The organism is Serratia sp. Ae19-1, from assembly GCF_059801225.1.
The window spans coordinates 50,030-70,048 of the sequence record NZ_JBCHWD010000012.1 but is presented as its reverse complement, the minus strand read 5'-3'; the positions used below and the strand labels follow the sequence as shown (position 1 = coordinate 70,048).

Sequence of the window (20,019 nt, the reverse complement as noted above, 5' to 3'; positions counted from 1 at the left end):
GGACATGTTTTACTCCAGGTCGGATAAAAAAAGCAGTCAAGTTCCCTATTTTCTCAGACTCCACATCACAACGGCAATCCCTAATGCCAAATGAGAGCGAGTTCACCACTTATTAGCACGATTGGACGCTTTTTCGGAATAACACTATTCTCGCCCCGGCTGGCGTACACTAGGCTCTTGCGACAAGATTTCCTCCAAGCAAAATGACTCTTTTACCTTGTTACCTTCACAGGAAGATGGCGTTATGAAGATCCGTACCTCTTTGATTGCGTTGGGCATTGCCACCTTGGCAACCGGCTGTCAAAACCTGAACACCGAAACCTTGATGCAGTCCGGCGCGCAGGCGTTCCAGGCGGCGACCCTGAGCAACAACGACGTTAAGGCCCTGAGTGATAAATCCTGCGCCGAGATGGACAGCAAGGCACAAATCGCGCCGGCCGACAGCACCTACGCCAAGCGCCTCAACAAAATCGCCGCGGCGCTGGGCGACAACATCAACGGCACCCCGGCCAACTACAAGGTCTACGTGACCAAAGACGTCAACGCCTGGGCGATGGCCAACGGCTGCATCCGCGTTTACAGCGGCCTGATGGACATGATGAATGACAACGAAGTGGAAGGCGTGCTGGGCCACGAAATGGGCCACGTAGCGCTGGGCCACACCCGCAAGGCGATGCAGGTGGCTTACGGCACCGTGGCGCTGCGCACCGCGGCGTCCTCCGCCGGCGGCGTCATCGGTTCACTGTCGCAGTCGCAGCTGGCAGACATCGGCGAGAAGCTGGTCAGCGCCCAGTTCTCGCAGAAGCAGGAAAGCGAAGCGGATGATTACTCGTTCGATCTGCTGAAAAAACGCGGCATCGATCCGAACGGTCTGGCCACCAGCTTCGAGAAGCTGGCCCAGATGGAAGCCGGCCGCCAGAGCAGCCTGTTCGACGATCACCCTTCTTCCCAAGCGCGCGCGCAGCACATTCGCGATCGCATCGCGGCAGAGAAATAACCACGAGAACGCCCGGCGATTGCCGGGCGTTTTTTTCCGTCTCAATACAGCGTTTTCTGCGGCGGCCCGGCGAAGGTCAGCGGCCCGACCTGCTTCATGTCCACCTCGACCACCGACGGCCCCGGGTAGTTGATCGCCTCGGCCAACACGCCGTTGAACTGCGCCGCCGCGTCCACCTTCCAGGCTTTCAGCCCCATCGCTTCAGCGATCTGGGTAAAGGCCGGCGTATGCAGCTCGTTGTAATACTGGCGCCCGGCGAAATACTTGTCCTGAATGCCGCGCATCACGCCATAACCGCCGTCATTCATTATAAGCAGAGTGATATTCACCTGTTCCTGCGCCATGGTCGCCAGCTCGCCCAGGCCCAGCGCCAGACCGCCGTCGCCCACCAGCCCCACCACCTTGCGCTGCGGGTTGGCGATCGCGGTGCCGATGGCCATCGGCAGCCCCATGCCGATGGCCCCGGCCAGCGAGTGAACGTTGCACAGCGGCGAGATCGCGCGGAACAAACGGCTGCCCCAGACGCTGCCGGAAACGGTGATATCGCGCACCAGCAATCCATCCTGCGGCAGCGCGGCGTCGATGGCGTCATTGAGTTTGGCGTATTCACCGGACTGCTGACGCAGCGCGTTCTCCGCCTGCCGCACCGCTCCGGCGATCTCGGCATCCCACTCGGCGTTGACCTTCTCGCCGGGGGCCAGCCGCGCCGCCAACGCCGTCAGCAGCGCGACGCAGTCACCGTTGACCTGCTCATCGGCCAGGTAATTGCGGTTGGCCGCCGCCGGATCAATGTCGATCTGCACCAGCGGGCGCGGCAGCGGCAGCGTCCAGGTGCGGGTTTCATTACTGCGCAGGCGCGAACCGGCCACCAGCGTCAGATCGCACTGCGTCAGGATCGCTTCGATGCTCGGTGAGTTATGGAACGCCCGCAGGCTACGTGGATGGCTGTCCGGCAGAATGCCGCGCCCGTGGGTGCTGGAGATTACCGCCACGCCGGCGTCCGCCAGCTTGCGCACCGCGTCGCCGCAGGCCAAGGCGCCGCCGCCTAACCACAGCAGCGGACGCTTGGCCTGTTTCAACCGCTGATGCAGCCGCTCTACCGCCGCATCATCCGCCTTCGGCAATGGCGCCAGCGCCAACGGTTCGCTCAGCACCGAACGGGAAACCAGGCTGCTTTGAATATCGATCGGGATCTCGACCGCCACCGGGCCGCAGGGCACAGTTTGCGCATCCAGGATCGCCCGCTGGATCACCGCCACTGCCTGCTCCGGCGAATTGACCCGATAAGCGCGCTTGGAGCAGGCGCGCAGGAAGCCGAGCTGATCGCGGGTTTCATGAATAAAGCCGGCGTCGGCGTCAAGATAGGCTTTCTCCACCTGGCCGGTGATATGCAACAGCGGCGTGTTGGCGTTGAGCGCCTCAATCATCGCCCCCACCGCGTTGCCGGCGCCGGCACCGGTGCTGGTCAACGCCACACCCAGGCCGGAGAAGCGCCCGTGCGCGTCGGCCATGGTGACCGCCCCCGCTTCGCCGCGCGCCGGCACGAAACGGATCTTATCGCGCTGCCCCACCGCATCGGCGATCGGCAGATTATGAATCGAAATGATGCCGTACATCGCCGACACCGCGTACTGTTCCAGAGTCCGGGCTATCGCCTCGCCAACCGTGATTTTATCGCTCATCATCTGCCTTCTTAGGGTATTCGTTATTAGGATTATGCGTAGAGGTGTCGGCCTAGTCGCTCCAGCGGTTCACCTGATGGCTCAGCGCCAGATACAGGCTTTTCTGCTGCATGTAGGCCTTGATGCCGTTCAGGCCTTTTTCGCGGCCCAGCCCGCTTTCCTTGAAACCGCCGAACGGCGTGGAAATCGAGAACGTTTTGTAGGTGTTGACCCAGACGGTGCCGGTTTCCAGCCGTTCCGCCAGCGCCATCGCCCGCGGGAAATCACGGCTCCAGATGCCGGCCGCCAGGCCGTACACCGAGTCATTGGCCTGTTCAATCAGCCGTTGTTCGTCGTCGAACGGCAGCGCCACCAGCACCGGCCCGAAGATCTCCTCCTGGCAGACGCGAGCGTCGTTGTTCAATCCTTCGATGATGGTCGGCAGGTAATAACTGCCGTTCGCCAACTGCGGATCGGCCGGCGCTTCGCCGCCGATGAGCACCCGGCCGCCCTCCTGCCGCGCCAGCGCCACGTAGTCCGCCACGCTTTGCCGATGTTTGGCGCTGATCAGCGGACCAAGATGCACATCCGGCACCAGCGGGTTGCCGATGCGCAACCCCGCCGTCAGTTCGGTCAAGCGCGCCAGCAACGGCTGATACAGCGAACGATGCACGAACAGCCGCGAACCGGCGATGCACGCCTGGCCGGCGGAGCTGAAAATGCCGTAACAGATGCCGCGCGCCGCCTGTTCCAGATCGGCGTCCTCCAGCACGATGGTCGGCGATTTACCGCCCAGCTCCAGCGACGTGGGGATCAGCTTGTCGGCGGCGATGTGCGCCAAATGGCGCCCGGTGCCGGTACCGCCGGTAAAGGCGATCTTTTTCACCAGCGGATGACGCGCCAACGCCTCGCCGATCACCGAACCTTTGCCCGGCAATACGCTGAGCAACCCGGCCGGCAGACCCGCCTGTTCGAACAGCTCAGCCAGCTTCAGCGCCATCAGGGGCGTGGCTTCGGCCGGTTTGAGCACCACCGCGTTGCCCGCCGCCAGCGCCGGCGCCACCTTCTGCATTTCGCTGGCGATCGGCGAATTCCACGGCGTAATGGCGGCGATCACCCCCATCGGCTGATACTGGCTGAGCGTCATCACCTCGGCGCTACGCGGGGTCGGCAACTCGCCTTCCAACACTTCGCAGGCGGCGGCGAAGTAGCGCGCGGTCGCCGCCGCGCTGGCCACCAGGCCGCGGGTTTCCGCCAGCGGCTTGCCGTTGTCGCGGGTCTGCAGCTCGGCCAACTGCTCCTGCTGCGCCAGGATCAGGTTGCTGACGCGGTAGAGGATCGAGGCGCGCTGATGCGGCACCAACCCGCGCCACTCCGGCGCGCGCCAGGCGCGTTCCGCCGCCTCCACCGCCTCGTTCACGTCCTCGACGTTAGCGGCGCGCAGCCGCGCGTTGACGCTGCCGTCGGCCGGGAATACCGAAGTCATCTCTTCGCCACGCCCTTCACGCCAGCGCCCGGCGACAAAAATATTCAATCGTTCCATGCTTCGCTCCTGCCCTTCAGGCAATAAAACCGCCGTCCACCAGACGGCGGCAGGCTTGTACCGCGCTCAGCGCCGCCAGGGTTGATGTTTTGGGATTGCTCGCCAGCGGGGTGCCGCTCAGCTCGATGTGGAACTCGCCAAAATCGCCGCACACCTGCAGACGATGGGTATTGCGCCGGGTGGCGGGATCGACCTGCAGACGCACCCGGGTGGCATCCATCCCCAGGCCGTTGAGCGCAATAGTGGCCGCCACGTTGGCGTTGGCCGGGAACAAACGCGCCGCTTCGCGCGCCGATCCTTCAAAAAATACCTGCGCCTCGCTCACCGCATCGAGGTCGATCAACTGCTCCGCCTTGCTGCCGCGCCAGCTGGCCGGACTTTTGCTGGCCTGGTAGGTCACGCTCTCCAGCCCGCCTTCGCGCGCCGACGCCAACCCGTCCATTCCCGCCACCGCACCGGACAGCACGATCAGCCGCCCTTGATGGCTGCGGCAGGCCTGCTGCAGCCGCTGTTGCAATGCGGCGTCCGCCAGCGCGCCGGTCGAGATCACCGCCAGCGGCCAACCGCGTTGCAGCACCGCTTCGCCGAACTCCGCCACCGCCTGCTGGCTGGCGCACTCCAGCACCAGATCCGGCCGCTGCGAACACTGCTCGGGATGGGTCAGCGCCTGCACCTGCCCGCCGAAGGCCTCGGCGATCGCCGCATGATGAGCTGCGCGCGCCAGGATCCAGCCGACCTCCACGCCTTCCGGCAAACGGGCGATCACTTCCTTCGCCATCGCACCGTAGCCAATCATCATGATCTTCTTCATCTTTTTCGGCCCCTGCTACACATGGCGGTTAAAGCCGCCGGAAACGTCCAGCGCCGCGCCGGTGGTAAAGGAAGCCAGCGGCGAAGCGAGGAACAGCAGCGCCTGCGCCGGCTCCTGCGGTTTGCCGAGGCGCTTCATCGGGATGCCGCGCCGTTCGGCGATCGCCGCCGTCCACTGATCCCAGCTTTGATCTTTATCGCTGCGCTCTTCGAAACGGCGGCGCCATTGGCCCGACTCCACCATCCCCAACAGGATCGAGTTAACGCGAATGCCTTTGTCCACCAGCTCTTTCGACAGCGTCAGCGTCATGTTGAGCAGCGCGGCGCGCGCCGCCGAGGTGGCGATCATGTGTTCTTCCGGCTGCAGCGCCAGCAGCGAGTTCACGCAAGTGATCGACGCGATCGCCGAACGCTCCAGCGCCGGTAAAAACGCCTGCACCGGGTTAATCACGCCGAACAGCTTCAGCTCGGCTTCATGCAGCCAGGCTTCGCGCGGCGTCTGGTCAAAATGCGCGACGAAGCCCTGGCCGGCGTTGTTGATCAGCAGATCCACGCCGCCGAAATGCGCCGTCACCTGGGCGGCGAACTGCGCCACCTGCTGCGCGTCCAACACGTCACAGCGCAGCGCCAGGATCTCCGCCTGCGGGAAGTCCGCGCGCAGGCTGGCCTTCGCGCCGGCCAGTTTGTCCGGATCGCGGCCGCAGAACGCCACCTTCGCCCCTTCGGCCAGCAGCAGCTTCAGGGTTTCGAAACCGATGCCCGACGAACCGCCGGTCACCACCGCCACTCGATTCTCAAGCTGAAAATTCATCGTTGGATTGCTCCCGTAAAGTCCCGCAGATAGCGGTTGAAACACCCCGGTGCATCGAGGTAGCTGGCGTGGCCGGCGGCGGCGATCAGGCGCAGCGTCGCGTCCTGATCGCGCGCCAGCTCGCCCGCGTTCTCCGGCGGCGTAATGCGATCCTGTTCGCCGCACCACACTTCCAGCGGGCCGCGATAGCGCGCCAGATAACGGCCGATATCGTCGTTGGCCAGCATCCAGGCGGCGCGCAGAAAACCGTCGGGATCGAGCTGCTGCATGCCGTTGCGCACCCAGGCGATGTCCTGCGGATCCGCCCCTTCGCGCAGCAACGCCGCCGCCCGCTGCTCGCCGTAGCCGACCGGCCCCAGCGTCTCTATCATTTGTTGGCGCTGGCCGTATACCTGCCGGCGTTTTTCCTCCGGCGCCGTGGCGTACCCCTGCGCCGGATCCGCCAACACCAGCCCGCACAGCCCATCCGGATAGCCGGCGGCGTAGGCGCTGCCGATCAGCGCCCCCAGCGAATGGCCAACGATCAGCGGCTGCACCAGCTGCAGCTCATCAATCAGCGCCGCCAACGCCGCCGCATAACCGGCGGCATCGGCCTGCGGATCCGCCAACGGCAGGCTGCCGCCGTAGCCCGGCGCATCCCACGCCACCAGACGGTGACTGTCCGTCAGGCCGCTCTCGTTGAACTGCTTGATCCACGAGGCGGATCCGGAGCTGATGCCGTGCAGCAACACTACCGGCCGCCCCTGCCCAGCCTCGCGCCAGCTCAGGGTGTACGCCCCGCAGCGCGCCCGTTGGCGTTGCGCCAGGCCGTTCATCAGTTGCGCTTCACTTTGGACAGCGGGTGATCCGCCGGATAGGTCGGGATCTCCGGTTTGGCGGTGCCGAGCATCACGCACATCAGCGCCTCTTCCTCGCCGTGATTGAACAGGCCGCGATACACCCCCGCCGGCACCGAGATCAGATCGCGCTCTTTCAGCTGGGTCTCGTAATACTCTTCGCCATCCTGGATCATCAGCGTGATGCTGCCTTTCAGCATGAAGAACACTTCCTCCACGTCGTCATGCAGGTGCAGTGGGCCCTCGCACTTCGACGGCAGCACCATGGTGGAAAAGGTGAAGTTGCCCGCCGGAATGGTATTGGCGTCGCTGGCCACGCCGGTGGCGCCGGTGCCGATGTAGCGCATCTGCGCACGACGGTATTTCGGATCGAAGTCGGCCTGGAATTTCAGCGCATTCCAGTCGTATTTCCGGCCTTCGAAACGGGCGATGCGCGACTCCACCCAGTTCTCTATCGACAGATCCTGCGGCTTGACGCCGGCTTTGTTCTCAACCTGAGACATGTTGTCACTCCTCTGTTGAATCGATTGATTAATCAGTACTTTCTCAGCAACGGCAGCAGAATGAGGCAGCCGACGAACGCCATCACCACCAGGAACAGCAGGCCGTTATCCATATTGCCGGTGGCGGCGATCAACGCCCCCATCAGCACCGGCGCCAGCGCGCCGGCAAAATTGCCCAATCCGTTGAAGATGCCGCCGGCGGTGGCGCTGACCTTGCTGCTGGTCGCCTTTGCCAACAGTGCGAAAATATTCGGCGCGCCGGCGCCCCACATAAAGGTGCTGAAGGCCATGGCGGCGATCACGCTGTAAGTGCCCTGCAGATGCAGCACCACTGCCAGGCCGAGACCGGCGCCGCACAGCGACAGGAAGCAGGCCAGCGCGCGGCGATCCAGCTTGTCCGACAGCCAGGCGCCCAGCACTTCGCCGAGCAGCATGGCGATGAACGGCAGCGAAGAGAGGTAACCGGCATGCTCCAGATGAATGCCTTTGCCCTTGATCAGGTAGCTCGGCAGCCAGCCGTTCATGCCCCACAGGTAGGTCAGGAAGGCGATGTTGAACAGGCAAATCATCCAGAAGTGCGGACTGCGCAACAGCTCGCGGCGGTGCTGTTTGCGCTCGGAAACCGCCGGTTTGGCCGCCGCCGCCGGACGCGATACGTTCAGGTGGCGCATGCCGAACAGCACCAGCAGCATCACCGGCAGCGTCAGAAACGCCATAAAGAAGAAGGTCGCCTGCCAGTCGAAGGTATTGAGGATGTACAGGGTAACCGGGAAGCCGAGCGCGGCCCCCAGCGGCGTGCCGAGCAGCCACAGCATGGTGGCGCGCGCCTGAAGCTGCGGCGGGAAGGCCTGGCGAATAATGGCGTAAGCCATCGGCAACAGCGGCCCTTCGGCGATGCCGAGCAGAATGCGCAGCGTCATCATGGCGTGATAGGAACGCACCAGCCCCATCAACACCATCAGCACGCCCCACACCACCATCATGCCAATCAATACTTTAACCGGGTTAAGTCGATCGCCAATGCCGCTGAGCAGCATCGACGAAATGCCGTACGAGAACAGAAACGCGCTCATCAGCAACCCCAGCCGCGCCGGGTCAAAACCGATGCCCAACGCCTGCTGAAACTCGGCGTCGGAAAACAGCGCAGCGATGCTGATCTTGTCGAAAAACGCCAGCAGCACGCAGGCAAACAGCGCGATCGGCACCGACCAGCGCACCCGCTGCTGCGGATTTTCGGCAACGGTTTCCCCCGCCCGTCCAGCGCGGGCGTCAATGTCTTGCGTAGTCATAAAACGCTCCCGAGGTTCGGGCGTTATTTCAACGCCATCAAAGAAAACTCCGCATCCGCCAGCTGCTGCGGATCCAGCACCCGGCCGCTCGCCAGCCAACGCTTGCCGAGCTTGATGGTGCGCGCATCGTTGAACGCCACCATCTGCACCAGCTGCCGATCGGCGTTCAACGTGAAGAACACCTGCGACTGCGGCGTGCGGCGCACCACATGGTGCACGCCGCCGCTCGGCACGCCGAGGATCTGGATATTGGCGTCGTATTGATCCGACCACAGCCAGGCCACGTCGTCATACGGGGCGGCGAAGGCATCGAGCATCGCGCAGGCGGTGCTGATGGCCTGATTTTGCGCGTAGGCCCAGGACTGCAGGCACAGGCCGAGCGTCGGGTGGCGCGCCACGTCGCCGGCGGCGAAGATCGCCGGATGGCTGGTGCGCCCCTGACCGTCGACCACGATGCCGGACTCGATCGCCAGCCCGGCGCTGCGCGCCAGTTCGAGATTCAGCTCGACGCCGATCCCCACCACGACCAGATCGAACGCCTGCGGATCGCTGAGTTCGCTGCCGATCCAGGCCGCGCCGTCACGATCTTCCAGCGAGATTTCGCCGCAGCCGCACAACAGCGTGACGCCCTGCTGGCGATGCAGCTCGAGCAACGCCTGTGAGACGTCGGCGCCGACGCTACGCATGCACAGCGCGGGTTGGCGTTCAAACACCGTCACCTCGGCGCCGAGACGGCGCGCAGAAGCGGCGATCTCCAGCCCGATCCAACCGCCGCCGACGATCGCCAGGCGACGGCAGCCCTGCAGCCCCTGCCGCAACCGGGCCGCATCGTCCCAGGAACGCAGCGTCATGACGCACGGGTGCTGCGCCCAGGCGGCGCCCGGCAAACGCGGCCGCCCGCCGGTGGCGATCAGCAACTGCTCGAACTGCAGCCGTTGCCCGTCGCTGAGCGTGACGATTTGATGCTCTGCGTCGATGGATTCGGCGCGCAGCGGGCGGCGCCAGTCGATATTCAGCTCTGCCACCGCTTGTTCGCTGAACAGCCGGCTGAGGGGAGCGGCGGCATCCAGCAGCGCCGCTTTCGACAGCGGCGGCCGCTCGTAAAAATCGTAGGGTTCGTCGCTGACAACCGTCAGCCGGCCGCTGTACCCCCGGTCGCGCAGCGTCTTGGCCGCCCAGCCGCCGGCCTGGCCGCCGCCGACGATGACGATGCCCGCGTGTTCCGGCTGGTTCATAACGCCTCCGCCTTTTTATGCTGGCGGCGCGTGTCGTGATCGATGCCGCCTTCTACCGCCCATTCGGTGAAGGAGACCAGCGAATGCTCTAGCTCACGCGGCTGCCAGTTTTCCGTCAGATAATCGTCGTTGGTGTAGTACTCGAACGCGCCGCCGGTCGGGCTGTTGACGTACCAGAAATAGGCCGAGGAAATCGGGTGACGGCCGGGGCCGATAAAGGTGCTCCACCGCTCTTTGTTCATGGCGATGCCGCCGCCGATCACCTCATGGATATCGCGCACGGTGAACGCCACATGGTTCAGGCCGCGTGGACGATTAGGCAGCTTCAGCAGGAACAGATTATGGTGGCCGCCGCGCGGCTGGGTGCGCAGGAAAACGGCGCGATCGATGTAGCGATCCGATACCTGGAAATCCAACAGCTCGCGGTAGAAACGCTCGGTCGCCGCCAGATCCTCAACGAAGAACACCACGTGGCCGATGTTGATCGGCTGCGCTTGCGAATAGACCGGGCTGGGTTGATCGATGCGGCGCACGTCGCCCCATTGGTTGATCGGCGTGACCGGCACCTCGACCGCCTGCTGGCGGCTGACGACGAAGCGCAGCGTCATGCCGTTAGGATCGAGGCATTCCAGCGCTTCTCCCACCTGACGGAAGCCGGGCATCAGCGCCAAACGCGGCTGCAGGCGCGCCAGATCGGCGGGCGAGGCCACGCCCCAGGTCATGCGACGCAGGGTGGAACCGCCTTCAAACGCCGCAGGCAGCGCCGTGCTTTGCATCGGATGCAGGACGACCCGCGCCCCGCTCAGGGTAGTGAATTCGCCCCGCGGTTCGCCCTCTTGTTGTGCGGCGGGTTGCAGGCCGAAGTCTCGCATGAATTTTTCGCAGGTTGGCAGATCTTCGACGCCAAATTCCAGTTTTTCGATTCCGATTACGCTCATTGTTCAGCCTCACGTTCTCGCTGCATACGTTTTTCAGGCATGATCGAACCCCGGCCCCTGTTTGCTATGGGCCTTATCCCTGCCTGAGTAAAAGAGTCGGTTCTGTCGGTTAGCCGACGTTGGCCTGCGGCGGCGCGCCCAGGAAGCCGGAAATTTTCTCCGCCGCGTCGCGCACTTCCATGCGCAGCCGCTCGCGATCCGCTTTCGGGATCTCATCGGACGGCACCATGATGCTGACCACCGCCTCGACCCGCTGCTCGCGGTTGAAGATCGGGTAGACGATCGAGGAGATGCCGTGGCGGAAGAACGATTCGCCGATCACATAGCCGCGCGCTTTGTCTTGCTGCACCATTTGCCACAGCGTTTCGCGATCCGCCGGGGTGCCCGGCGCATTGCCTGGCAGCTGGGCATCCGGGTAAAGCTGTTCGAACTCGCTGCGGGTGGCGCTGGTCAACAGCATGCGCCCGAGCGAGGTTTGGTGTACCGGCAAGCGGGTGCCGACGCTGACCTGATTGATCTGTGAACCGGCGGCGCTGACGCGGGCGATATAGATCACGTCGCGTCCGTCGCGGATCGCCAGATGGCTGCTGCACTGGCTGCGATCGCGCAGCTGCTCGATCACCGGCTGGCCGGCCTGCGCCACGTCCAGCGACGCGATGTATTCAAAGCCGAGGCGCAGCACCTTGATGCCCAGCGCAAAAGTGTTGGTGCGCGGATTGCGCTCCAAAAAGCCCAGATGCTCGAGCGTTTGCACCACGCGGTAGGCGGTGGCCTTCGGCATATCGACCAGACGGTGCAGCTCGGCGAAGGTCATTTCCTTATGCTGCTCGCCAAACGCCAGCAGCAACTGCAACCCGCGATCCAGTCCCGGGATCAGATATTTACATGCTTGCTCGTCCGCCATGTTTCGCTCCTGCGCTGTGCGCCTGCCCTGTGGGCCGTCAGTTGAATACAAAGCCGCCGTTGACCGGCAACAGTTGGCCGGTGACGAAATCCGCCAGCGACGACAGCAGATAAAGCACCGTTCCATTTACATCGTTCGGATGCTGCGCGCCGGCCAGCGCACGCCCCTGCTCATACAGCTGATGACGTTCGGCAGGCACATACTCGGTGGCTTCCACCCGCGTCAGGCCCGGCGCGATGGCGTTAACGCAGATACCCTGCGGGCCAAGCTCGCGCGCCATCGATCGGGTCATCGCGATCACCGCACCTTTGCTGGCGACGTAGGCCATCAGGCGCGGCGCACCCCACAGCGCAGTGTCCGACGCCACGTTGACGATCTTGGCGTGCGGGCTGCGCGCCAGCAGCGGCACCGCCGCCTGGCTGACCAGCCAGGTGCCGCGCACGTTCACCTGCATCACCCGATCCCATAGATCGATATCGTATTCCATCATGGTTTTACCGCCGACGCCGGTCGCCAGCGCCGCGTTGTTCACCAGCCCGTCAATCCCGCCGCCGCCGGCGATCTTATCGAACGCCGAGCGGATCGAATCCGGAGACGCCAGATCGATGGTTTGCGTTTCCACCTGAGCGCCCTGCTCACGCAGCGCGGCGCCGCTCGCCGCCAGTTCATCCGCCAGAATGTCGCACATCACCACCTGCGCGCCGGCGGCGGCAATGGCGGAGGCGAAGCTATAGCCTAGGCCGCGCGCCGCGCCGGTGACCACGATGCGTTTACCGTTCAGCAGGCCGTTCACTGCGCCGCCTCCCGCTCGCGCAGCGTCGCCAGCTGTTTCTGCGCTTCTTTCTGCATCAGGCGGCGCAGGCGAGAAAGGCCGACGTCGTGCTGGTACAAATATTCGCGGCCGCGGGCGTTAGGCGCCATGTTTTCAAGCACGATGCGATCCTGCTCGAGCACGTCCCAATGCAATGATTCCAGGCGATTGCGGTACATGAAGCGCCACATGTCGCGCTGCCAGTCTTTGACCTTACGGATGCGCCAGAAGAACACCCGGCAGTGATCCTTGTCTTCCGGCACCACCATGCCGATGATCCAAAAGTGGCCGCCCGGCCCGAAGCGCTTCTTGTACGGGATCGACAGGCGCATCCAATACGCGCCGCTGTTGCCAAACTCCACCCAGTCGAAGTTGACGCCGATCTGACCATTCTTCTTGAAGATAAACCCGCTGTCGGTCGGCTCCAGCCCCATGTCCGCCTTGCGGTCCCCTTCCGCCATCGAGTGCGAGGAAGAGTGCAGGTAGGTGCCGTGCATCGGATCCATCACGTTTTCCAGGGCGTATTGGTAGTTGCAGTTCCAGCTGGCGGTGCACAAGAAGTGGCTGTACGACGCTTCGTCCGCCAGCTCTTGCGGGAAAGTCAGCTCCGCCGGCGCTTCATCCGCCATCACGCCGAAATAGAGGAACACGGCGCCATAGGCTTCTTTGGCCGGGTAAGAGCGCAAGCATTTTTGCCCCACCAGCGGGCAACGATCCACCGCCGGCACGTCTTTTACCGTCCCGTCGCCGCCGACTTCCACCCCGTGGTACCAGCAGGCGATGCGATCGCCGAGATTCCACCCCATGGAAAGCCGCGCGCCGCGGTGCGGGCAGCGGTCTTCCAACGCGTGGATCTGACCTTCACCGTCGCGCCACACCACGATTTGCTGCTCCAAACGGGTGATGCCGACCGGGTTGTTGCCCACTTCCCAACTGGCCAGCACCGGATACCACATGCCGCGCAATCCCTGGTCAAGATAGTCCTGCAAGCTCTGTTCGGAGGATGTTGTGTTTGCTGTCATTGTCTTCTCCCGGGTGTCGCTCAGAAACCGTTAACGTGAAGGAATTCGCGGAACGTCGCCTCATTCCACGGCTGGCCGCTGCGATCGAACAGACGGCGCTGATTCAACGCGCTGACGATCTGCTCCAGCTCCTCCGCTCCCTGATCGAAGATCGTTTCCAGCGCCGCCACCAGCGCGGTTTCGAAACCGTCCGGCACGCGGGCGCGGTTTTGCCAAACCACGTTGCGGAACTGGCCCGGCTGATGAATTTGACCGTTGCCGCCTTCGCGGGCCGGCGTCACCTGTTGGGTGTCCGGCAGCCAGGGATTGAAATCGGTGATGTGCTGCATGATTACTCCTCCGCGATAAAGGTGATCTGGATTTGGTTGTCGACCACCCGGGTGGGATAGGTTTGCAGATCGCGGCCGCCCGGCTCGCGCAGACATTGGCCGGTGCGCACGTCAAACAGCGCTTCGTGCAACGGACACTCAACCTTGCCGTCATCTACAAACCCTTGGCTGAGCAAGGCATAAGCATGCGGGCAGACGTCTTCCAGCGCGTAGTAGTTACCGTCGAGCAGGTAAACCCCGATCTCTTTTCCTTCCACTTTGCCGGAGAAAGGAAAATCTTCTTTCACCTGAGACACTTCGCACACATTCTTCCAGCTCATTGCTTTTGTCCTCTATCTGATTGTTTCATATATGAAACTCAGTTTCTTATTTAATACAGTCACTATAAGTCTGGCGAAACTTTCGTCAAGCGAGCGGAACGGCAAATGTTAATGAAAGGTTGTTTAAAAATGACAAATGCGGGAAAGATCACGAAATAATGCACCGATATGAAAAACCTATGTCAGTTGTGCGCTCCCCCGCTAATTTATGGCAAAAATTGCATTGATTCCGGCGACGTATTGCGCGTAAAAGTGTTCTCTCACTGTCTCTCACCTCTATTTGATAACAATAAATTTACATAACTTAGCCTGACCCCCCGCGTTTCTGCGCAATGGACTCCGCGGGTAAGTTTACTGCTGCCTGAATTCGTCAACCGCTCACACTGAGGAACGCGCCGTGCAACAACGTCAACGCTGGTTTGGGGTGATCGCCCTGCTGTTTCTGATCGTTATCGCCTATGCCGATCGGGTCAATATCGCCGTGATGTTGGTCAATCCTGACTTCCTGCAACACTTCCAACTCGGCGGCGACCGCGCCCATCAGGGCACGCTGATGACGGTGTTTTTACTCGGCTACGGCCTGTCCGCCATGCTGTTGACGCCGTTTCTGGAAACATTGATGGGTTACCGCCGCGCGCTGACGCTGAGCGTGGTGCTGTGGGCGCTGCTCACCGCCGCCTCGCCGCTGGCGGGATCGCTGATGCTGCTGTGCGTGGTGCGCGCGCTGCTTGGCGTCAGCGAAGGGCCGCTGTTCTCGCTGAAGACCATGTACATCAGCGATCATTTCGCCGCCGACGAGCGCGGCAAGCCCAACGCGGTCAGCGCGCTGGGCGTTTCGTTGGGGCTGGTGCTCGGCTTTCCGCTGGTGAGTTTTTTGATGGCGCATTTCGGCTGGGCGATGTCGTTTCACCTGCTGGCGCTGCTCAACCTGCTGCTGGGGCTGGCACTGGTGCGGCTGTTCGTTCATCCCCTCGCCCGGTCTTCATCCTCGCGCCCCACCGATCCGCAGCCGGTGCTGGGCCGCGTCTGGCACACCTTTGCGCTGGCCTGGCGCACGCCGATGCTCGGCTGGATCCTGCTGATCGAGATCGCCACGCTCAGCTATCTATGGGGCTCCAGCTCCTGGCTGCCGGCGTATCTGACCGATGAAAAGGGCTTCTCCATCAAGCAGATGGGCTGGATGGCCGCGCTGCCTTTCATTGTCAGCATCGCCTCCAAATATCTCGGTGGCGTGTTGCTCGATCGTATCCGCCCTTATCAGGCTCCGCTGATCTTCGTCTGCGGCGGCGCGGCGACCGCGCTGTGCATCTATGGCGTGATGAGCAGCCATCAGCTTGGTTGGATCGCCTTCTTCCTGCTGGCGGCCAATGCCTGTTGGGGCGCGCAAGGCGCGGCGATCCCGACCCTACTGCAACATTATGCGCGGCCGGAGGCGGTCGGCAGCGCCTATGGGCTGATCAACGGCATCGGCAATCTGTTCTCGGCGTTTGTGCCGATGGCGATGGGCATGGTGATGGCCAGCCAGGGTAAGGTGTCTTCAGGCTTTGCGGTGCTGATCGCCTCGCAGCTGCTGACGCTGCTGGCAGGCGGCGCACTGTTTGGCCGCATGTTGCTGGCGCGGCAGATGAAGCGGGCATAACCCCGTTCCCCTCTCCTGCGTAGCGGAAAACCGAATGCTTTAAGTGGGTGCTCAGGGATCTGGACGCCAACAACCAGCAGACGGGGGATATCCCCCGCCGCCGGGTTGCCTTACCGTTCGGATTCGTAAGCCAAAATGGCCGCAACCTCCGTAGTGCCCGATCGGATCCGCAGCTCACACAGTGTGCTGCGGGTTATCCATGCCAGCGATATTACCGTGGCACAAATAACCACCAATTTTAACAGGCTCCGTTTGTTCGGCATCATGCCTTCTTCTCCTTGCCTCGCGGCGGGTAAGAGGCTAACTTAACGTTGTTGGGCGTTAGAGTAGGCCTCGGGTTGTGGATATCACTCGGGGCTTTTCTCTTTGTACCTTTCACGCAGGCTCCAGATACAAAGATCCAGAGCACCCGCGCGCAGTATATTCATCCTCTCCGTTGCCCCCGTTTCTTTTTACTGACTCAGTTTCATTTCTGCGCAGAATTGCGCAAAGGCGTTGCAACAGGCTGAAAATCGCAGTGCGGAGGGCGACAAATGAAATAAAAAAAGCGGCCCCATACGATGGGAGCCGCTTTTTTAGCGAGGAGTGTCCTGGCGTCAGGCGTGTTTCTTCGCCGCCTGCAGGTACAGCATCTCCAGGCCCAGGGTCGCCGCGGCCAGCGCGGTGATCTCGGACTGGTCATAGGCCGGCGCCACTTCTACCACGTCCATGCCGACGATGTTCAGCGACTGCATGCCGCGCACCAGTTTCAGCGCACGATCGGAAGTCAGGCCGCCGATCACCGGCGTGCCGGTGCCCGGTGCAAACGCCGGATCCAGGCAGTCGATGTCGAAGGTCAGGTACACCGGCATATCGCCGACGATGCCTTTGATCTGCGTCAGCAGGTCGTCCACGCTGCGATCGTTCACCTGCGCGGCGTCCAGCACGGTGAAGCCGTTGTCATGGTCGAACTCGGTGCGAATGCCGATCTGTACTGAGTGATGCGGATCGATCAGGCCTTCGTTCGGCGCATGGTAGAACATGGTGCCGTGATCGAACTTGCTGCCGTTGGCGTAGGTATCGGTATGGGCGTCGAAGTGTACCAGCGCCAGTTTGCCGAAATGCTTGGCGTGCGCGCGCAGCAGCGGCAGGGTGACGAAGTGGTCGCCACCGAACGAGAGCATGCGCTTACCGGCCTTCAGCAGTTTCTCCGCGTGCGCCTGCAGCTTGTCGCTCATGTCCTGCGCATCGCCGAAGTTGAACACGATGTCGCCGCAGTCAACCACGTTCAGACGATCGCGCAGATCGAAGCTCCACGGCCAGCGGTTGCCTTCCCAGGCCAGGTTGGTGGATACCTGACGAATAGCCGCCGGGCCGTGACGGCCACCGGCGCGACCGGAGGTCGCCATGTCAAACGGAATGCCGGTGATGACCCACTCTGCATCGCTGTCGTAAGGCATGAAGTTCAGCGGAAAGCGCAGGAAACCAAAGGCGTTGGACACTAATGAATTATCGGACTGATGGCCTAAGGTGCTCATAGTAAACCCTCGTAGTTCAACAAGTTGCCGGGCGCAGATGCCGGGCCGTTACAAAAAAAAATCCCTCCCGCGTCGTTAGCCCGACGAGGAAGGGATTGATACCCTGGATAATTGGAGTTGCATCAAGAAGGCCAGGGCGGGAATCCCCAAGAACTTACTCAAGTAAGTGACTGGGATGAACGCACGCCGCCAACACAGAGGCAACTTCAAGTATGACGGGTAATTCGATGTTTGTTTCGGTATTGCCGATAAGGCGGATTATCACCGTATTTTGTCCGCGCTTCAAGCACGCAAATGATCCTGGCCGCTCGTCGTTAGCAAGTTTAGCAAGTACAGAAGAACGCCGTCCAACTGCAGATGCTCATCGCGCGTTTACGTTGACCAACACCGGCTGTGGGCGGTAGCGGGTCGGGAAACGCTGCTCAAGCTGCTTGATTTTCGGCAGGTCGTTAATCCGAATATAAGGCGCATCGGGGTGATCGGTTAAAAAATTCTGGTGATACGCTTCCGCCGAATAGAAGTGAGCGTTGCTTTCGATACGGGTCATCAACGGCCGCTCAAAACTGCGGCTTGCCTGCAGCTGGGCCAGATAAGCGCTGGCGATCCGCTGTTGTGCGGCACTTTGCGGAAAGATAGCCGAGCGGTACTGGGTGCCGCTATCCGGCCCCTGCCGATTGAGTTCGGTAGGATCGTGCACCACCGAGAAAAATATCTGCAATAGCGCGCCATAGGAAACCTGCGTCGGATCAAAGGTCACCGCCACAGATTCTGCGTGACCGGTCATTCCTGTGCTGACGTTGTCATAATTCGCCGTTTTCGCTGCCCCGCCGGCATAACCAGAAACCGCACCGGTCACGCCTTTCACATGCTGAAAAACCCCCTGTACGCCCCAAAAGCAGCCACCGGCGAAAATGGCGGTTTCACTGTGCGAGGCATTTGCGGGTTCATCTATCGCCGGAGCGGGCAGCGTTACCGCCGCCGCCTCACCGCCCAGCGCCCACGCATTTCCCTGCCAAAGGATCATGCCGCTTAGGGCCATCGCGCCGGCGACGGTGCAAGCGCTCAGCAGCGAGTTAAACCTGTTTGCGCGTTTCATTCTGCCCCCTGGATTAGCCGAAGGTGAAAGCATAGGCCGACACACCGGCCCGCTCGAATTCAATGCTGAAGGTATGCTCTCCCGCCCCGTCGGTTTGACGAATCAGTTGGTAAAGCCGTTGATCGGTTATCACGCCACTGCCATCCGGCGCCACATCGACACCATGCATTTCACCCGGCGCTTTGCCATCCAACGTGACTTTGAACGCGATCGGCTGCCCCGTCGCGGCTGGGCCCAGCACCAAATGCAGATCGCGAGCGTGAAAGCGATAGACGATACGCCCGTCAGGCGTGTTCAGCGTGGCGCGTTCTGCCCCGATGGTCCAATTGCCCGCCAGCGCCCAGTGGTTCAGCGACAACAGGGGCGAGGCCGCATAGTCAGCGGCGCTATCCTGAACGGCAGGCGCCGAAGCGAAGTTTTCGGCACGTTGATATCCCAGGTAGGTTTCCGGCGAGATATCCGTCTGGCGGCTGGCGGCCTGCTCCACGCCCTGCCCATGCACCTGACTGATAGCGGTGCTGGTGTCTTTTCCTCCCGCCAGTCTCAACAACGTCTGAATTACGCGCTCAGACTGCGCATAATCGCCTTCACCAAAATGTTGGTAGCGTATGCGCCCGTTGACGTCGATGAAATAGTGCGCAGGCCAATACTGGTTGTTGAACGCCTGCCAAATGCGATAGTTGTTATCGATGGCTATCGGATAGTCGATACCGAGTTTTTTAGCCTCTTTAGCAACGTTAGCGACATCTCTTTCGAAGGCAAACTCCGGGGCATGTACGCCGATCACCACTAGCCCCTGGTCACGGTATTTTTCCGCCCAGGCTTTCACGTAAGGCAGAGAACGCAGACAGTTGATGCAGGAGTAGGTCCAAAAGTCTACCAGCACCACCTTGCCGCGCAGCGCTTCGGCCTGCAGCGGCGGTGAGTTCAGCCACTGCACCGCCCCCGACAGCGAAGGCATTTCCCCCAGTTCGGCCAGCGCCGGAGCGGCGTCGGCCGTCGTTTGCAGCGCCGCCGGTCGGCTCGCCGGGTTAAACGCCTGCACCAGCCGCTGCTCGATACCGCCGCCAGATGCGGTGGAAATCCGCGCCAGCACGCCGGTGTCCAGGCCGAATGCAATCGCCGCCACGCCGAGTAACATGGCCACTCCCAAACCGCGGCGTATCCATTCGCCGGCGCCCAGCGAACGCTTCATGGCGCTAAAGACCTTGCCGCCGATCAACAGCGCCAACGCCAGCGACGTAGCGGCGCCGGCGGCATAGGCCAACAGCAGCAACGTCGAACCGACATTGGCGCCCTGCAGCGCCGCGCCGGTGAGCACCAGGCCCAGGATCGGCCCGGCGCAGGGCGCCCAAAGCAAGCCGGTGGCAACGCCCAACAGCAACGATGAACCCACTGAATTCTGTTTGTCCGCCGCAACCCGATCCGATAACCGATTACCGGCGGAGACCAACGGTCGCATTACGCGTTCGGAAAGCGCTGGAAACAGCAGCGTAACGCCAAACAGCGCCATCAGAAACAGCGCCAGCCAGCGGCCATATTGATTGACGGCGACCACCCAGCCCCCGCCGACGGCAGCCAGCGTGGCGAACAAAGCGAAGGTCAGCGCCATGCCAACCAACAACGGCAAACCGGAACGCAAGAACGGACGGTCTGCGCGTGCAAAAACGAACGGCAGCACCGGCAAAATGCACGGGCTGGCGATGGTCAAAATGCCGCCTAAGTAAGCCAGTATCAGGATCCACATATCGTTCTCTC

At 62.3% G+C, this 20,019-nt stretch carries 20 protein-coding genes; 2 read left to right on the top strand and 18 right to left on the bottom strand.

The features are described 5' to 3' along the window. Window positions 1–244: 244 nt before the first annotated feature. Window positions 245–997 (top strand): metalloprotease LoiP, encoded by a 753-nt coding sequence (gene loiP, locus AAIE04_RS24010; protein WP_019456034.1) that lies wholly within the window; start codon window positions 245–247, stop codon window positions 995–997. 41 nt (window positions 998–1,038) lie between these two features. On the opposite strand, the gene AAIE04_RS24005 is transcribed toward loiP, so the two are convergent. From AAIE04_RS24005 to AAIE04_RS23940, 14 genes are all read right to left on the bottom strand, one after another. Continuing rightward, the gene (locus tag AAIE04_RS24005) at window positions 1,039–2,679 is read right to left on the bottom strand and encodes a thiamine pyrophosphate-binding protein (protein WP_498577799.1); all 1,641 of its coding nucleotides are present in this window, start codon (window positions 2,677–2,679) and stop codon (window positions 1,039–1,041) included. Between the two features lie 52 nt (window positions 2,680–2,731). Further along, window positions 2,732–4,201, bottom strand: coding sequence for an aldehyde dehydrogenase (locus tag AAIE04_RS24000; RefSeq protein WP_498577797.1), 1,470 nt, complete (start codon window positions 4,199–4,201; stop codon window positions 2,732–2,734). A gap of 16 nt (window positions 4,202–4,217) precedes the next feature. Further along, on the bottom strand, window positions 4,218–5,012 hold the full coding sequence (locus AAIE04_RS23995; protein ID WP_063917993.1) for an aspartate dehydrogenase: 795 nt from the start codon (window positions 5,010–5,012) through the stop codon (window positions 4,218–4,220). Window positions 5,013–5,027: 15 nt separating this feature from the next. After that, window positions 5,028–5,822: an SDR family oxidoreductase gene (locus AAIE04_RS23990; protein ID WP_498577796.1), complete on the bottom strand. Its 795-nt coding sequence runs from the start codon at window positions 5,820–5,822 to the stop codon at window positions 5,028–5,030. Beyond that, window positions 5,819–6,637 carry an alpha/beta fold hydrolase gene (locus tag AAIE04_RS23985; RefSeq protein ID WP_498577795.1) on the bottom strand — a complete coding sequence of 273 codons (819 nt, stop codon included), beginning with the start codon at window positions 6,635–6,637 and terminating at the stop codon, window positions 5,819–5,821. Before AAIE04_RS23985 ends, AAIE04_RS23990 begins: the two co-directional genes overlap by 4 nt. Continuing rightward, complete coding sequence (locus AAIE04_RS23980) at window positions 6,637–7,161, bottom strand: cupin domain-containing protein (RefSeq protein ID WP_498577794.1); 525 nt, start codon at window positions 7,159–7,161, stop codon at window positions 6,637–6,639. The genes AAIE04_RS23985 and AAIE04_RS23980 overlap by 1 nt, the downstream gene beginning before the upstream one ends. Window positions 7,162–7,193: 32 nt before the next feature. Next, window positions 7,194–8,450 (bottom strand): MFS transporter, encoded by a 1,257-nt coding sequence (locus AAIE04_RS23975; RefSeq protein ID WP_016930045.1) that lies wholly within the window; start codon window positions 8,448–8,450, stop codon window positions 7,194–7,196. Window positions 8,451–8,473: 23 nt separating this feature from the next. Beyond that, complete coding sequence (locus AAIE04_RS23970) at window positions 8,474–9,685, bottom strand: NAD(P)/FAD-dependent oxidoreductase (protein ID WP_498577793.1); 1,212 nt, start codon at window positions 9,683–9,685, stop codon at window positions 8,474–8,476. Next, window positions 9,682–10,623, bottom strand: coding sequence for a VOC family protein (locus AAIE04_RS23965; protein WP_498577792.1), 942 nt, complete (start codon window positions 10,621–10,623; stop codon window positions 9,682–9,684). The genes AAIE04_RS23970 and AAIE04_RS23965 overlap by 4 nt, the downstream gene beginning before the upstream one ends. 109 nt (window positions 10,624–10,732) lie before the next feature. After that, a complete protein-coding gene (locus AAIE04_RS23960; protein WP_004937625.1) occupies window positions 10,733–11,527 on the bottom strand; it encodes an IclR family transcriptional regulator in 795 nt (264 codons plus the stop codon). 37 nt (window positions 11,528–11,564) lie between these two features. Beyond that, on the bottom strand, window positions 11,565–12,320 hold the full coding sequence (locus AAIE04_RS23955; RefSeq protein ID WP_063917997.1) for an SDR family oxidoreductase: 756 nt from the start codon (window positions 12,318–12,320) through the stop codon (window positions 11,565–11,567). After that, a complete protein-coding gene (locus AAIE04_RS23950) occupies window positions 12,317–13,360 on the bottom strand; it encodes a Rieske 2Fe-2S domain-containing protein (protein WP_239043846.1) in 1,044 nt (347 codons plus the stop codon). The genes AAIE04_RS23955 and AAIE04_RS23950 overlap by 4 nt, the downstream gene beginning before the upstream one ends. A 20-nt stretch (window positions 13,361–13,380) precedes the next feature. After that, window positions 13,381–13,689, bottom strand: coding sequence for a recombinase-like helix-turn-helix domain-containing protein (locus tag AAIE04_RS23945; protein ID WP_019456046.1), 309 nt, complete (start codon window positions 13,687–13,689; stop codon window positions 13,381–13,383). 2 nt (window positions 13,690–13,691) lie between these two features. Beyond that, the gene (locus tag AAIE04_RS23940) at window positions 13,692–14,009 is read right to left on the bottom strand and encodes a non-heme iron oxygenase ferredoxin subunit (protein WP_004937614.1); all 318 of its coding nucleotides are present in this window, start codon (window positions 14,007–14,009) and stop codon (window positions 13,692–13,694) included. 397 nt (window positions 14,010–14,406) lie between these two features. Between AAIE04_RS23940 and AAIE04_RS23935 the strand changes: the two genes are divergently transcribed. After that, window positions 14,407–15,648 (top strand): MFS transporter, encoded by a 1,242-nt coding sequence (locus AAIE04_RS23935; RefSeq protein WP_211129715.1) that lies wholly within the window; start codon window positions 14,407–14,409, stop codon window positions 15,646–15,648. 110 nt (window positions 15,649–15,758) lie between these two features. On the opposite strand, the gene AAIE04_RS23930 is transcribed toward AAIE04_RS23935, so the two are convergent. From AAIE04_RS23930 to AAIE04_RS23915, 4 genes are all read right to left on the bottom strand, one after another. Beyond that, complete coding sequence (locus AAIE04_RS23930; RefSeq protein ID WP_004937610.1) at window positions 15,759–15,911, bottom strand: Hok/Gef family protein; 153 nt, start codon at window positions 15,909–15,911, stop codon at window positions 15,759–15,761. A gap of 333 nt (window positions 15,912–16,244) precedes the next feature. Continuing rightward, window positions 16,245–17,165, bottom strand: coding sequence for an agmatinase (gene speB, locus AAIE04_RS23925; protein WP_004937606.1), 921 nt, complete (start codon window positions 17,163–17,165; stop codon window positions 16,245–16,247). A gap of 361 nt (window positions 17,166–17,526) precedes the next feature. After that, the gene (gene msrA / locus AAIE04_RS23920; RefSeq protein WP_498577798.1) at window positions 17,527–18,261 is read right to left on the bottom strand and encodes a peptide-methionine (S)-S-oxide reductase MsrA; all 735 of its coding nucleotides are present in this window, start codon (window positions 18,259–18,261) and stop codon (window positions 17,527–17,529) included. A gap of 13 nt (window positions 18,262–18,274) precedes the next feature. Further along, window positions 18,275–20,008 (bottom strand): cytochrome c biogenesis protein DipZ, encoded by a 1,734-nt coding sequence (locus AAIE04_RS23915; RefSeq protein WP_498577791.1) that lies wholly within the window; start codon window positions 20,006–20,008, stop codon window positions 18,275–18,277. Between the last annotated feature and the right edge of the window lie 11 nt (window positions 20,009–20,019).

Bases quoted from the DNA above. Each gene is read 5' to 3' on its own strand.
- loiP (WP_019456034.1), top strand. From the start codon at position 245: ATGAAGATCCGTACCTCTTTGATTGCGTTGGGCATTGCCACCTTGGCA.
- AAIE04_RS24005 (WP_498577799.1), bottom strand. From the start codon at position 2,679: ATGAGCGATAAAATCACGGTTGGCGAGGCGATAGCCCGGACTCTGGAA.
- AAIE04_RS24000 (WP_498577797.1), bottom strand. From the start codon at position 4,201: ATGGAACGATTGAATATTTTTGTCGCCGGGCGCTGGCGTGAAGGGCGT.
- AAIE04_RS23995 (WP_063917993.1), bottom strand. From the start codon at position 5,012: ATGAAGAAGATCATGATGATTGGCTACGGTGCGATGGCGAAGGAAGTG.
- AAIE04_RS23990 (WP_498577796.1), bottom strand. From the start codon at position 5,822: ATGAATTTTCAGCTTGAGAATCGAGTGGCGGTGGTGACCGGCGGTTCG.
- AAIE04_RS23985 (WP_498577795.1), bottom strand. From the start codon at position 6,637: ATGAACGGCCTGGCGCAACGCCAACGGGCGCGCTGCGGGGCGTACACC.
- AAIE04_RS23980 (WP_498577794.1), bottom strand. From the start codon at position 7,161: ATGTCTCAGGTTGAGAACAAAGCCGGCGTCAAGCCGCAGGATCTGTCG.
- AAIE04_RS23975 (WP_016930045.1), bottom strand. From the start codon at position 8,450: ATGACTACGCAAGACATTGACGCCCGCGCTGGACGGGCGGGGGAAACC.
- AAIE04_RS23970 (WP_498577793.1), bottom strand. From the start codon at position 9,685: ATGAACCAGCCGGAACACGCGGGCATCGTCATCGTCGGCGGCGGCCAG.
- AAIE04_RS23965 (WP_498577792.1), bottom strand. From the start codon at position 10,623: ATGAGCGTAATCGGAATCGAAAAACTGGAATTTGGCGTCGAAGATCTG.
- AAIE04_RS23960 (WP_004937625.1), bottom strand. From the start codon at position 11,527: ATGGCGGACGAGCAAGCATGTAAATATCTGATCCCGGGACTGGATCGC.
- AAIE04_RS23950 (WP_239043846.1), bottom strand. From the start codon at position 13,360: ATGACAGCAAACACAACATCCTCCGAACAGAGCTTGCAGGACTATCTT.
- AAIE04_RS23945 (WP_019456046.1), bottom strand. From the start codon at position 13,689: ATGCAGCACATCACCGATTTCAATCCCTGGCTGCCGGACACCCAACAG.
- AAIE04_RS23940 (WP_004937614.1), bottom strand. From the start codon at position 14,009: ATGAGCTGGAAGAATGTGTGCGAAGTGTCTCAGGTGAAAGAAGATTTT.
- AAIE04_RS23930 (WP_004937610.1), bottom strand. From the start codon at position 15,911: ATGCCGAACAAACGGAGCCTGTTAAAATTGGTGGTTATTTGTGCCACG.
- speB (WP_004937606.1), bottom strand. From the start codon at position 17,165: ATGAGCACCTTAGGCCATCAGTCCGATAATTCATTAGTGTCCAACGCC.
- msrA (WP_498577798.1), bottom strand. From the start codon at position 18,261: ATGAAACGCGCAAACAGGTTTAACTCGCTGCTGAGCGCTTGCACCGTC.
- AAIE04_RS23915 (WP_498577791.1), bottom strand. From the start codon at position 20,008: ATGTGGATCCTGATACTGGCTTACTTAGGCGGCATTTTGACCATCGCC.